Annotated in this window: 14 protein-coding genes; 11 read left to right on the top strand and 3 right to left on the bottom strand. The window is 39.5% G+C overall.

All coding sequences use genetic code 11. The features are described 5' to 3' along the window. Positions 1–148: 148 nt before the first annotated feature. From JYB62_RS19295 to JYB62_RS19285, 3 genes are read right to left on the bottom strand one after another with little or no spacing between them, the layout of a single operon-like run. The gene (locus tag JYB62_RS19295; protein WP_205647034.1) at positions 149–514 is read right to left on the bottom strand and encodes a hypothetical protein; all 366 of its coding nucleotides are present in this window, start codon (positions 512–514) and stop codon (positions 149–151) included. A gap of 26 nt (positions 515–540) precedes the next feature. Further along, on the bottom strand, positions 541–2,373 hold the full coding sequence (locus tag JYB62_RS19290; RefSeq protein ID WP_205647033.1) for an ABC transporter ATP-binding protein: 1,833 nt from the start codon (positions 2,371–2,373) through the stop codon (positions 541–543). Positions 2,374–2,427: 54 nt separating this feature from the next. Beyond that, positions 2,428–4,128 (bottom strand): hypothetical protein, encoded by a 1,701-nt coding sequence (locus JYB62_RS19285; RefSeq protein WP_243431646.1) that lies wholly within the window; start codon positions 4,126–4,128, stop codon positions 2,428–2,430. 181 nt (positions 4,129–4,309) lie between these two features. Here JYB62_RS19285 and JYB62_RS19280 point away from each other — a divergent pair, with 181 nt between their 5' ends. The 11 genes from JYB62_RS19280 (at position 4,310) to JYB62_RS19230 (ending at position 13,687) form a co-directional block, all read left to right on the top strand. Beyond that, on the top strand, positions 4,310–4,558 hold the full coding sequence (locus JYB62_RS19280; RefSeq protein WP_074226215.1) for a type B 50S ribosomal protein L31: 249 nt from the start codon (positions 4,310–4,312) through the stop codon (positions 4,556–4,558). A gap of 69 nt (positions 4,559–4,627) precedes the next feature. After that, positions 4,628–5,824 carry a GlmU family protein gene (locus tag JYB62_RS19275; RefSeq protein ID WP_205647032.1) on the top strand — a complete coding sequence of 399 codons (1,197 nt, stop codon included), beginning with the start codon at positions 4,628–4,630 and terminating at the stop codon, positions 5,822–5,824. 12 nt (positions 5,825–5,836) lie between these two features. Beyond that, on the top strand, positions 5,837–6,967 hold the full coding sequence (locus JYB62_RS19270) for a DNA polymerase III subunit (protein ID WP_205647031.1): 1,131 nt from the start codon (positions 5,837–5,839) through the stop codon (positions 6,965–6,967). 1 nt (position 6,968) lies between these two features. Further along, on the top strand, positions 6,969–7,418 hold the full coding sequence (locus JYB62_RS19265) for an ATP-dependent zinc protease family protein (protein ID WP_205647030.1): 450 nt from the start codon (positions 6,969–6,971) through the stop codon (positions 7,416–7,418). Between the two features lie 37 nt (positions 7,419–7,455). Further along, a complete protein-coding gene (rimK, locus tag JYB62_RS19260; protein WP_205647029.1) occupies positions 7,456–8,367 on the top strand; it encodes a 30S ribosomal protein S6--L-glutamate ligase in 912 nt (303 codons plus the stop codon). Further along, on the top strand, positions 8,364–9,302 hold the full coding sequence (hemC, locus tag JYB62_RS19255) for a hydroxymethylbilane synthase (protein ID WP_205647028.1): 939 nt from the start codon (positions 8,364–8,366) through the stop codon (positions 9,300–9,302). Before rimK ends, hemC begins: the two co-directional genes overlap by 4 nt. Then, entirely contained in the window at positions 9,299–10,147 is an 849-nt protein-coding gene (locus JYB62_RS19250; protein ID WP_317194688.1) for a peptidylprolyl isomerase, read from the top strand. The genes hemC and JYB62_RS19250 overlap by 4 nt, the downstream gene beginning before the upstream one ends. Continuing rightward, positions 10,119–11,054, top strand: a complete 936-nt coding sequence (locus tag JYB62_RS19245) for an SDR family oxidoreductase (protein ID WP_205647027.1) — start codon at positions 10,119–10,121, stop codon at positions 11,052–11,054. Before JYB62_RS19250 ends, JYB62_RS19245 begins: the two co-directional genes overlap by 29 nt. Positions 11,055–11,116: 62 nt before the next feature. Next, positions 11,117–12,502, top strand: a complete 1,386-nt coding sequence (locus JYB62_RS19240) for a sodium-dependent transporter (protein WP_205647026.1) — start codon at positions 11,117–11,119, stop codon at positions 12,500–12,502. 142 nt (positions 12,503–12,644) lie between these two features. Further along, the gene (locus JYB62_RS19235; RefSeq protein ID WP_205647025.1) at positions 12,645–13,016 is read left to right on the top strand and encodes a response regulator; all 372 of its coding nucleotides are present in this window, start codon (positions 12,645–12,647) and stop codon (positions 13,014–13,016) included. A 77-nt stretch (positions 13,017–13,093) separates the two neighbouring features. Next, positions 13,094–13,687, top strand: coding sequence for a porin family protein (locus JYB62_RS19230; RefSeq protein ID WP_205647024.1), 594 nt, complete (start codon positions 13,094–13,096; stop codon positions 13,685–13,687). The last annotated feature ends 36 nt before the right edge of the window (positions 13,688–13,723 follow it).

Raw genomic sequence — 13,723 nt, 5'->3', positions numbered from 1 at the left:
AAATCTTGTCCAATTTTCAACTTAAATTCAAACGCAATTTTCTAGTTGGAAAACAGCAAGTTTGACTTACTAAGAAATATGGACTGTCACAAAAAAAGGAAACCTAATTGGCTTCCTTTATTTTATGATTTTTTATGAGAGCTGCGTACTACTCTGTGAAATTTTGTCTTGGTTTAATTCCTGAGCTATCAGGATCCGTTGGTTTTGGTTCTTTACCTTTAGTAGTACTCGGAGTGTCCGGATGTTCTAAGTCATAAAGCTTTGCTTTCAGCTTGTTCATTTCCACTTCCTTTTTTGAAAGCTGATCAGACAGACTTTTCAGTGCGAAATAAGCTCCCGCCCAGGCTAGAAGCACCAATACTAACCCTGCTAGAAATATTTTGACAAGGCCATCAGAAGTGATCTCATCCATTCCAAACATGCCCCCTAGGGTATTGAATGCCATAAAAAAGATGATGTATGCCACGAAAAAGATCAGCAGTATTATTTGGGCAATTTGATGGAATTTTTTCATTTCAACTAATATTTTTTACGAATATACTAAACCGACTGTATACTGGAAAGTTTCTGGTAAAGCCCTTCTTTCTCAATAAGTTCAAGGTGAGTTCCTCTTTGGACAATTTCCCCTTTTTCAATCACCAGAATTTCGTCCGCATGTTGAATGGTGCTGAGTCGATGGGCAATTACCAATGTCGTTCTGTTAGACATTAATTTGGTAAGTGCCTCCTGTACTAATAACTCCGACTCCGAGTCCAAAGCAGAAGTGGCCTCATCCAAAATCAAGATCGGAGGATTCTTCAATACGGCTCTTGCAATGCTGACGCGTTGACGTTGACCTCCTGAAAGCTTGGATCCTCGTTCCCCAATCGAAGTCTGATAGCCTTTTTCCAATTGGGAAATAAACTGATGGGCGTTGGCAATTTTTGCAGCATTTATTACTTGCTCTTCAGTGGTATTTTCAATCCCAAACGCAATGTTATTGTAAACGGTGTCATTGAAGAGAATAGATTCCTGCGTGACGATTCCCATCAAAGCCCGGAGGTCTTCTAGCTTAAACTTTTTAAGATCATTGCCATCTAATAATATTTGTCCTTCGCTTGGATCATAAAATCGCGGCACCAGATCTGCAATTGTTGATTTTCCTCCTCCTGATGGACCTACTAGGGCAATGGTTTTTCCCCTTTCTAAATTGAAATTAATATTCTTGAGAACCAATTGATCTTGGTAGGCAAAGCTTACCTTCTGGAAAGAAATTTCTTTTTCAAAGGAGTTTAAAGTCAGGGCTGGATCGGCAGAATTTATCTGAGGAGGGGTATCCACTACTTCAAAAATTCTTTCGGCAGAAGCAATACCTCTTTGAATACTGCTGACTGCTCTGGAAATTTCTTTGGCAGGATTGAGCACTTGGGTGAAAATGATGATATATGTAATAAAATCACTGGCTCCCAATTGAGAATCCCCACTCAAAACCAAGCTTCCTCCATACACCAAAATGCCGGCAACTACTGTGACACCTAAGAATTGAGAAATAGGAGAGGCCAATTCATTTTTACGGGCCATGTTTACATTGACAACAGAGTAGTATTCTGTTTCTCGGTCAAATTTCCTTTCCATGAAGTTCTCCGCATTAAATGCTTTGATCACTCGCATGCCACCTAGTGACTCGTCCAAAATATTGACCAGTCTACCTAATGATTGTTGACTTTCTACAGCTTTCTTTTTTAACCTCCTTGTGATTCCTCCAATTATGGCCCCGGTAATCGGAATGATTAAAATGGTAAAAAAGGTAAGCTTGGCAGACATGAAAAACAGGACGCCGAAGTACAGAATGATGGTCACTGGTTCTCTAAATACCACTCTTAATGACTGGACAATGGTGTTCTCCACCTCTTGGACATCATTGGTCATCTTGGACATCAAATCTCCTTTACGCTCGTTAGAGAAATACCCGATATGTAATTGACCTACGTGGTTGAATATATCCATTCTCATCTTTTTAATCACGATGGCTCTTACTTTAGCAAGCACTACTCCTGATAAATAAGTAAAGAGATTGGATAAGAATACCGATACTACAATAATGATACAGACATAAAAGAGTGTGCCCAGTTTCCCAAACTCCTCGGCTACCTGCAAGAAGTTGTAGTTGAATAAATGGGTGAAATATTCAATTGAAAAACTGAAATCCGGCTTTTGTTGATAAGCAGATAACACTTCTGGATCCACCTGTTCAAAGATTACATCAAACAGAGGCTTTAGTAGCGTGAAATTGAGTAATCCAAAAACAATGGATAGAAATGCGTAGATAATATAAATCGGAACAAACCTTCCATAAGGCTTGGCATAGGCCAATATCCGCAGGTATGTTTTCATGTATGTAAATCCTGAAAATAAGCTCGCAAGTTACGGAATTTCCTCCGGCATACTTTAGTAATTATAATCCGGTCTAATGAAGTTCCATCGAAATGCTAATTGAAGGTAGTTATGGGTAGCTGGCGCATCCAAATCTTGAGCAGTCCTTCTTCTCCAAGTATGAGAAGCATCGATAAAGAAGTTATGCTTCAACATGTAGGAGGCATTCAGATGAGTTTGCACCACTTTATTTTCAATTCCTTGGCCAATTATATTCCCAAATAATCCCGTTGGGCTACCTTCTAACCTGTTTTTCAGCACATCTCCACCCCAATTGGTTTCTTCATCGGGATCGGCTCCATACAATTGGTACATGCTTTGAAAAGTAAGACTTAATTTAGGAAGGGGTTGGTAACGGATGATTCCAAGCATTTCTCGAAAATTGGCTCCACGTGGATGCGTCAACGGAGTCCGCCAATTACTGTAGGACTGATAATCGTTTTTCTCTTGGAAAGTGTAAGGTCTAGCAGAGTTGAATTCCAATTGAAGGTCTAAGTTTGAAATTTTCAGTAAGTCATAATATTTCAAACCTGCCTGAATTCCATATTTATTTCGTTTGGAACCCTTTCCATCTTGTCCAAAAAACTCTGAGAAAACGAATTCATCCAAAGCAAATTGACCATACAGCTGCATGCCTGGATAGAAATTCCATTTTCCATCCAAACCTAACATGACTTTGTCTGGAGTGCCTAGCGACTGTTCTACCCAACGGTAAAAGATAATTGGATTGAAATAATTGAAATCAGCTTGGTCGGTCATCACGGATTCAAAAAAACCTAGATTGGCATTTTTGCCGATGTTGAATCCTAGTCGGTGGAATGAAAACCATTTTTGGGGATATCTTCCGTCTGTAGGTCTACCTCTATCATAATCCACATCAGCGGTCATTTGCGTCCAGATATTCGTCAACTGAAATTTCCATATTCTGGTATTGAACTTGACAAACATATAGGGATTGGAAAAGTCCGAGAGTAGAAAGGATCGATAGCCTTCTCCTATAAAGTTGCGATCATGGCCGACTTCTATTTCAATATGCTTGGTAATATTGAAACTGACATGGCCTAATGCTGAGAAGTAGCTATAGCCATTGGTATTGTATTGTTTCCAAAAACCTTCACCCGGCACGGCTCCATTGTGAAGGGCATATCCTTTGACCCAAGTAGGGAAAAATGCTTCTGAAGAAGTGAAATAAGTATAGAACCCTACCTTTTTGTCAATAGATCCTCTTAATACCACTCCTCTGGAAAGACGGTTCGGATTTTGATCGTTGTCAGGCTCGAATCCTCCATTTAAGTAAATCACTGGGCTGACATGAATGTCAAAGTCTTCACTATAATAATGTGCAAAGTCTCCAGGCCTTCTATAAAGACTTTTCAGAAAAGGCTTTTTTGACTCTGGGGTTTCCCGATCTACAAATTCCCAATTATCCTGACTTAGGTAGGCCAAATTAAATTTATCTGATCTGGATTGAATGACCTCCGAATCTGCAATGCTATCCAAATATTTAGCAACATCATCCCTTCGGTAGGGTTTGGTAGCTGTGTGAAAGAATGCATTATTTTTGCCTTGAAGGATTTGATACCGATCTATCAGATGATAATAATCTCGATCAAATGGGATGTAAGACCCTTGGGCAGATGCCAAAAAAGGAGATGAAATCAGACAAATCAGGATAATCCAATGGAGTCCAGTCGATCTAAGTAGTTTTTTTTGCATTGGTATAAAGCTAAAAAAAGCGGATGATTCTTAAATAAAGAGAGTATTTTTGAATTTCGAAGCCAAAGATCCTAGTTTTTAATAATTCATTTAGAAATACTTGAGAAAGATTTTGTGGAATTTCTGAAAAAGGGTAACTTTGTGCCTCATTTGAAAAAGGTACAATAAAACTAACGATACAATGAAAGCCGATATTCATCCAAACTACAGAGACGTGGTTTTCTACGACACTTCTAGCGAGTTCAAGTTTTTGACCAAGTCAACTATCGAAACTAACGAAACCATCGTTTGGGAAGATGGTAATGAATACCCTGTATATAAAATTGAAGTGAGTTCTCAGTCTCATCCTTTCTATACTGGTAAGAAAATGATGCTTGATACAGCTGGTAGAGTTGAGAAATTCAACAGAAGATACGCTCAGAAGAAGTAATTCTCCTGCGAAACATTCTAAAAAGTCTTCCGGAGCATGGATTCCGGGAGACTTTTTTATTTTTGCCCCATGGATAACTTGTTATTATTTGATGATCCGGCGATTCGGGGATCACTACTCCCTTTTACTTTTACCAGGCCGGTGGCAGATATCCGAGTGGGGATATTAAAAATCTCAGAAAAATGGAGTATCTATTTAGATGCTGAGATATCTTACCTTACCCAGAAATACCTTAAAGACAGGTTTCAAAGAAAGCCAGGAGCGAAACTTGCCATTAATGGAGCTTGGCTCCCTAATGAGCAAGCGATAACTTGTTTGAAACAATTGAAAGAAAATCAGGCGTTGTACTTTGGGAAAACTCTATTGGCGTCTTATATCGGTGAAACTGAGAAGAACCTAGACTCAGCCAAGGGGAAAGAGGGGGTCCAGCTGGATTTTGATCCTGTCCTGATTCAGAAGAGCAGTAATATCTTTCAGTTGAATGGGGCAGAAATTGTCTCGGATTTTAAGCTAATTACCAAAGGGAGGGAATCAGCTTTGATTACTGACCCTCATACTAAAGTGTATGCTCCTGAAAATATATTTATTGAACCTGGTGCAGTAATAAGAGCTGCAGTTTTAAATGCAGAAAATGGTCCGATTTATATTGGTAAAAACACAGAGATCCAGGAAGGTTCTTTGATTCGTGGTCCGTTTGCTCTTTGCGAAGGTTCCACAATAAATATGGGGGCAAAATTGAGAGGAGATACTACCGTGGGTCCCTTTTCTAAGGTAGGAGGTGAAATCTCTAATTCTGTGATCTTTGGCTACAGTAATAAAGGTCATGAAGGGTTTTTAGGTAATTCTGTTATTGGAGAATGGTGTAATTTAGGAGCAGATACCAATACCAGTAACCTAAAAAATAATTATGCATCAGTCAAGATTTGGGATTATACCAAAGGTAGCTTCTCCGATACAGGTTTGCAGTTTTGTGGGCTGATGATGGGGGATCATTCCAAATCTGGGATTAACACCATGTTTAACACAGGAACTGTAGTAGGGGTTGGAGCCAATGTTTTCGGTGGAGGGTATCCCAGAAACTTTATCCCTTCCTTTTCATGGGGAGGAAGAGAGGGCATGTCTACTTACCAGTTCCATAAATTTAAAGAGACTACGATTGCTGTGATGGCAAGAAGAAAGGTAGAATGGACAAAAAAAGATGAAGAAATTCTCCATTGGATTTTTGAATTAACCAAAACCTATAGAATTTGGGAGACTTCTTCCTGAATAAATTAAACCATGCTATTTGCTGATATTCCGGGTTTACCCGAGACCAAAGAAAATCTGATCAATGCTGTCAAAAATAATCATTTGGCACATGCATTACTTTTTCATGGGCCTGAAGGCTCTGCAAGCTTGACCATGGCATTGGCGCTATCTACTTATTTATTTTGTCAGAATCCAGGTGAAAAAGATTCCTGTGGGGAATGCTCATTTTGCAAAAGAATGGAAAAATTAATTGTTCCGGACTTAAACTTTGCTTTTCCTTCTATTTCCAAAGATAAAGAAGGAGAGGAGGATGAGAAAAACAATGAGCTGGCTAATTGGAGAACTTTTGCTTTGGAACAGCCTTATGGCAACATGCATGACTTTATTTACTTCAATGGCTTTGAGAAGAAACAATTAAATATATCGAAAGGAGCAGCTAGAAAGATCATTCAGTCTTTGTCTTTGATGTCTTTTGAAGGAGGATATAAAGTGATGTTAATCTGGGGAGTAGAGTATTTACACCCTTCAGCTGCCAATTCCTTATTGAAAATTATAGAGGAACCGCCTGCTAAAACTGTGTTTATGCTGGTTACTTCTCAACCAGACCAATTGCTGACCACGATCCTTTCCAGAACTCAAAAAGTTATGGTAAGAGCCTTTTCTGACGAAGAAGTAAAAAATCATTTAGTGGAATCCGGGCAATGTGAAAGTAAATTGGCAGAGCAAATTTCTATGTTGGCCGACGGTGACTTACGGGCTGCCTACCGACTGGTTAATGAGGTGGAGGATGAACAGGTAAGTAAAATAAGAGAGTGGTTTTTATTATGCTACAGTAAGAAGCTAAAGGACTTGTTTGACTTGGCGGACAACTTCCATAAAATTGACAAAGAAGCTCAGAAATCCATGATCCTGACTGGACTGAATGTGCTAAGAGAAATTATGCTCAAGAACTTTAGTTTGGAGGAACTGTTGAGAACAACAGGAGAAGATCGTGGTTTTATTGAAAAAATTTCCGGAAGAGTACTTAAGGAAACCCATGTGATGGAGTTGTACGAATCTTTCAATGAAGCCCACTATCATTTAGAGCGAAATGGGAATGCCAAAATGATCTTTACTGATCTTTCCATGAAAGTTTTGCTTTCAATGGCAAAAACCAATTAAGATGGAAAAGAAAGTTATTGGTAGAAAAGAGAAAGTTTCCATACCGGAGTTTGATCTTTATTTGGTTTGGGCGAAAGTAGATACAGGGGCTTATACCAGCAGTATCCATGCTGAAAATATTCAGGTAAAAGAAGAGGATGGGAAAAAGGTACTTACCTTTCAGGTGTTGATGCCCGGACATAAATCGTATACTGGTAAAGAAATAAAAGTGGATCGGTTTCGGGAGAAAAGTGTGAAAAATTCATTTGGACAAGCAGAGACCAGGTATTTAATCCAAGTGACTTTTCAACTTGCAGGGGAAGAATATCCTGCTGAATTTACGCTTTCGGATCGATCCAAAATGAGGAATCCTATATTGCTGGGGAGAAAGATCTTAAAAGATAAGTTCCTAGTAGACGTATCGGACTATAATCTAGCCAAAGTTTACCGCCAAAAAACAGAAAGAAAATAGACTGTTTCTTTTTGAAAACATGAAAATCATGAAAACCATGAAAATTGCAATCCTTTCGAGGAACCCAAATTTATATTCCACCAAGAGGCTTTTGGAAGCGATTCATGCTGCAGGACACGAAGGTATGGTGATTAATCATAGTATTTGTGATATCATCATTGAGCAGGAAGGACCTTCCATTATCTATAAAGGAGAAAAAATTACTGACGTAGATGCCATTATTCCGAGGATTGGGGCTTCAGTTACTTTTTACGGAACAGCAGTAGTTAGACAATTTGAATTAATGGGTGCTTTTTCTGTAGTGAATTCCCAGGCGATTGTGAGAAGTAGGGATAAACTGAGAAGCTTGCAGATTTTGTCAACAGCAGGTTTGGGCATGCCTAAGACTGCCTTTACTAATTTTTCTAAAGGTGGAGAGAAGCAATTGATCGAGCAGGTAGGTGGAGCTCCACTGATCATCAAGTTATTGGAAGGAACCCAAGGATTAGGAGTGGTTTTGGCCGAAACAAAAAAAGCAGGACAATCAGTAATTGAAGCCTTTCATGGATTAAAGGCAAGAATAATTGTCCAAGAATTTATAAAAGAGGCAAAAGGAGCCGATATTCGCGCTTTCGTTGTCAATGGGAAGGTAGTAGGGGCCATGAAACGACAAGGTGCTGAAGGCGAATTCAGGTCTAATCTCCACCGCGGAGGAATGGCTACAGTCATAAAACTTTCGAGAGCTGAGAAAGCTGCTGCTTTAGGGGCAGCAAAGGCCTTAGGTTTGGATGTTGCTGGTGTTGATATGTTGCAGTCGGCGAGAGGCCCCTTAATTCTCGAAGTAAACAGTTCACCAGGACTGGAGGGAATCGAAAAAGCTACTGGCATAGACATCGCAGGTGAAATTATCAAATTTATTGAAGGCGGAGTCAAGAGAAAAAGAAGCTCCAGTAGAGTCACTAATCAATGAGTAGATTGATCAAAATAGGAACAAGAGGAAGTAAACTAGCCTTGTGGCAAGCCTACCATGTAGAGCAACTTCTTCAAAAGTCCGGGTTAGCAACCAAAATTGTCATCATTGATACAAAGGGAGACCAAGTCTTGGATGTATCCATTTCCAAAATTGGCAGCAAAGGTGTTTTTACCCAAGAACTGGAAGACCAATTACTGGATGGTAGAATTGACATAGCGGTTCACAGTGCCAAGGATATGCAGTCTAACCTTCCGGAAGGTTTTGAAATTATTGCATTTACAGAGAGGGAAACTGAAAATGATGTGATTGCCTCTCATAAAAAAGGAATCTCTCTTTCTGATAGCTCCCAACCCTTGGTATTGGGTACTTCTTCCACCAGAAGAGTAGCAACCCTCAAACATTTTTACCCACATGTCAAAACGGTGGAGGTAAGAGGGAACTTACAAACCAGAATTCGAAAAATGGAGGAGGGACTTTGTGATGCGCTTTTGCTTGCTTACGCAGGAGTGCATAGAATGGGCTATGATGAGATGATTGTAGAAAAATTGAGCTTGGAGGAATTTACTCCAGCTGTAGGACAAGGGTCAGTTGCCATTGAGGTTTCCCATACTTTAGATTCTACTGTAAAAGAACTCATCATTTCAGCATGTAATCACCGTGAAACAGAAATCAAATTGAGGGCGGAGCGAGGTTACTTGAGAGTCTTGGAAGGAGGGTGTAGTATTCCGGTCTTTGCTTTGGCCCATATTCAAGGAGATGCCATTACTCTGAAAGGTGGAATAGTCAGTTTAGATGGGAAGGAAAGAATTAGTGTTTCTGTAAGCGGAAATGCAGATCAACCGGAAGCATTGGGGGAGAAATTGGCAGAGGAAGTTTTTGCACGAGGAGGGAAAAAGATTTTAGATCAGATAAAAACAACATTGAACAAGTGAAGAACCCAATTAAATTAGTCCTTTGGGCTGTTCTATTGATCAGCTCTTTTGCTTGTGGAGGGGATCAGGATTATGTGGCTACGATTCATACTGAGTATGGAGAGATAGTAGCTGTATTTTTTGAAGATACCCCAGTTCATAAATCCAATTTTATTTCCCTTGCAGAAGATGGGAGATTTGATTCCACAGAATTTCACCGTGTGATGAAAGGTTTCATGGCCCAAGGAGGGGATGTCTTCACAAAAGAAGGATTGGATCCAACCACCTGGCCTACTTTACCAGCCGAAATCACCCCGAATCATTTTCATCAACGTGGGATGATTGCCGCAGCACGCCAACCTGATAGAATTAATCCAGAAAAACGATCTAATGGATCCCAGTTTTATATTGTGTTGGGTAAAGTATATTCTGAAGATGAGTTAATGGTGGATTTGAGTTTACTACAGCCAGCATTTATGAAATACATTCAATTGGGAAGTCAGGAGGAGTTGAAAAATGAATATGTAAGGTTATATGAGGCTCAGGAATTTGACAGTTTGACTTCATTGCTAATATCTAAGAGCAAGGAAATCGAAGAGTCGCTGAATATTAACGTGACGAAAAACTTTTCTCCTGCCCAAATTGAAGCCTATACTACGGTAGGAGGAACTCCTCATTTGGATGGAGAGTACACTGTTTTTGGTCAAGTGGTTCAGGGAATGGATGTGGTAGATAGGATTGCAGAGGAACCAACAGATTTTCGAGATAAACCTACCAGCCCAGTGTGGATGTCTGTGACTGTGGAAAAAATGTCAAAGGATAAAATTGAAAAAGAATATGGGTTCGTCTACCCAAAAAATAAATAAGCAGAAAATAGCGATCACTGGGGTAAATGGATTGCTTGGTCAAAAGCTAGTAAGCCAATTAATCGATCGGGGAACCTTCGAAGTAATTGGTTTTGGAAAAGGGGTATGCCGAATTCCTAATCAGGAATTTGAATATGTATCTCTTGACATTACTGAAGAATCAAAAGTTCAGTCAGAGATTGAAAGGATTCATCCAGATATCATTATTCATGGGGCGGCAATGACCAATGTGGATGAATGTGAACTTCACCAAGAGGTAGCTTATGAGGTCAATGTGAAGGCCACAGAATATTTGTTGCGGGCTGCAGAAAGTGTGGGAGCACACTTTATTTTTGTTTCCACTGATTTTATTTTTTCGGGAGAAGAGGGCCCTTTAGATGAAGCGGCAGTTCCTTCTCCGGTTAATTATTATGGGGAGACAAAGTTAGAGGCAGAGCAATTGGTGCAAGCTTCCGCAACTAAATGGGCAATTGCTAGAACCGTGTTGGTATTTGGAATTGCACATGACATGAGTCGCAGCAACATTATCCTCTGGGTGAAATCCTCTTTGGAATCTGGAAAAAATATTCAAGTAGTCGATGATCAATATAGAACGCCTACCCTTGCGGAAGATCTTGCGGAAGGATGTATTTTAATCGCTGAGAAAGGGGCAGAAGGAATATTTAATATTTCAGGGCCTGATTTTCTTACCCCATATGAGATGGCTATTACTACGGCTGACTATTTTGGGCTAGATAAATCCCTCATCGCTAGAGTTGATTCAAAAACATTTACTCAGCCGGCAAAAAGACCCCTCAAAACAGGATTTTCTATTGAAAAAGCCAGAAAAGTCCTTGATTTTGAGCCTAAAACTTTCCGAACGGCAATTGCTATTTTATCAAAACAAATTATCTTAGCCAGCTCGTAAAACAGCTAGTCTTACCCAATATTTAACTTTAGTATCACTCAAATTTAATTAAGTAATAATTTATGGCAGCAAGTCCAAACACCGAAGAAAGAGGTCAGTGGGGGTCAAGCCTCGGATTTATCATGGCCGCAGCTGGTTCGGCTGTGGGTCTGGGGAATATTTGGAGATTCCCCTATCTAGTAGGTGAAAACGGAGGAGGCGCTTTTGTTTTTGTATACATTATTTGTGTACTCCTAATCGCTTTACCTCTATTGTTCAATGAAATTGCTTTAGGTAGAAAATCAGGTAAAAACCCAATTGGAGCCATTCGCGAAACAGGAGGGAATAAATTTTGGCAACTAGCAGGCGTACTTTGTGTGATGGTCTGCTTTTTTGTTTTTAGCTACTATTCAGTAATCGCTGGATGGACCGTAGGGTATATCTTTACCGAAATCATCAATATTCCTATTGATTTTGAGGTGTTTGTAGAAACTCCAATGTATGTGATTCCATTGACTTTCATTTTCATCATGATGACTATCTTGATTGTATTGGGAGGCGTAAGCGGAGGAATTGAAAAAGCATCTAAGTTTTTGATGCCTGTATTATTCATTATCATCATTTTTATTGCTGGAAGATCAGTTACTCTAGAAGGTGCTGAGGCTGGAATTGAGTATTACTTGACTCCAGATTTCTCAAAGATTAATGCAACTGTGATCCTACAGGCGCTTGGTCAAGCATTCTTCTCCATGTCTGTGGGATGGGGCTTGATGATTACTTTTGGCTCTTATTTGCCTAAAAGTGCTAATATCATCCAGTCTTCTGGTTGGATTGCAGGTATGGATACTTCTGTAGCCCTTCTGGGTGGTTTAATGGTATTCCCGGCGCTTTTTGCATTATTACCAGGCAAGGATCCTGCTGCAGGGCCAGCATTGGTTTTTGATGTACTTCCAAAGGTGTTTGATGCCATGCCAGGTGGTAATATTATAGGGGGATTGTTTTTTATCTTATTGATGGTGGCAGCTTTGACCTCTACAATTTCTATGTTGGAAGTTCCAGTCGCTTATTTGATTGATGACAAAAAGTGGGGAAGAAAAAGAGCAACTTGGACAGTAGGTATCGCAGCGATGTTACTATCTGTGCCTTCTGCTTTGTCCCAGATTCCTGGTAACTTTTTCCATTCTTTCCATTTGAATTTCTTCGGTAACCAACTAGAAGGGTTCTTCGGAATCATGGATTTTGTATTCGGAACATTCGCGGTGATTGTGATTTGTCTGATGTTAAGTTTATATACAGGTTGGGGGCAAAAGATCTCAGACTATGCAGATGAATTGGCTTCAGGAGCTCCAGGATTCAAAGGTTTATTTAGAACTGGATGGATGTTCTTCATCAAATGGGTTTGTCCTATTGTTATCATCTTATTGATATTAAACATGGTTGGAGTATTTGGGGACCCTCAAGCGGCATAAAACCAATACCACATCATTAATCAAGGGGGCTTTTTTTAAGCTCCCTTTTTTTGTTTTGAATAAATATCTTTTTGGAATTGATGCTGATATGGGATGAATTTCATATACTTATAAAAGTATTTTGTGAAATGACTTACCAGTTATGCGTGTATTAGTAGTCGACGATGATGAGATTCACTTATTGATTCTTCGAAAGATTTTCGAAAGGTCACATGACTTGGTGGTCACTGCGCATAATGGTTTGGAAGCCTTGAAAGTTTTGGAAACCGATCATGGTTTTCATGTAATCCTTACCGATATAGTCATGCCAGAAATGGATGGAATTGAATTTTTAATGAATTTCAAAAAACAGAATTTTTCTAAAACAATTCCTGTTATCGGTTTTACTGCAGGAGATGTGGAATATTACAGGAAAAAGAGTTCTGTAGCCTTCGATTCGCTGGTTTCTAAACCTTTGGATTTTAATGATTTGTACACTTTAGCCAAACTAAAAGTGGACGCTCAGCTCAATTGATTGTTGGCTTGGCAAGAACATTGCTAAATTTTTTTTACAAACCTTCGTTATTAGGTGACTAAACCAATTTAGCAGCCATGAAAAAACTTCTTTTTACGTTCGCCTTTTTGAGCTTTGCTTTATCAGCATTCTCTCAGGATTTTACCATCGGACCCAAAGTGGGAATCAGTCAATCCAAATTAGATCTTTCAAAAGAGTATTTAAAATCCGGGAATGCCAAGTTTGGATATCATGTAGGGTTATTTGCAAGAGTGGGGTTAGGTGGTTTCTTTGTCCAACCCGAATTACTATATACCCAAACCAAAGCAAGATTCTCCTTTGAGGAGATGGGGTCTCAGTCAAGTAATGAATATGAGTCTAGCTACAATAGACTGGATGTACCGGTCATGGTAGGGTTCAAGTTATTTAAGGTGCTTAGACTTCAAGCTGGACCGATTGCAAGCTTTAATATCAACTCGGAATTAAAAAATGCGGGAGAAGATGTGCGGGATGTAGACTTTAAAAAATCCACCCTAGGTTACCAGGCCGGACTTGGTCTAGATATAGGAAACCTGATTATCGATGCCAAATACGAAAGCTCATTGGGGAATATCTCCGACACGGTGGGAGGATATGAAACAGACCATCGACTGAATCAATGGATTCTATCTTTGGGATTCCGATTGTTTTAAGCTGAAAAAGAGATTGAATAGCCTTTTGAAAAAAAA

The organism is Algoriphagus lutimaris (assembly GCF_017051705.1).
GTDB classification, from domain to species: domain Bacteria; phylum Bacteroidota; class Bacteroidia; order Cytophagales; family Cyclobacteriaceae; genus Algoriphagus; species Algoriphagus lutimaris.
Note: the sequence above shows the minus strand (reverse complement) of the source record. Positions and strands in the feature narration are given on the sequence as shown.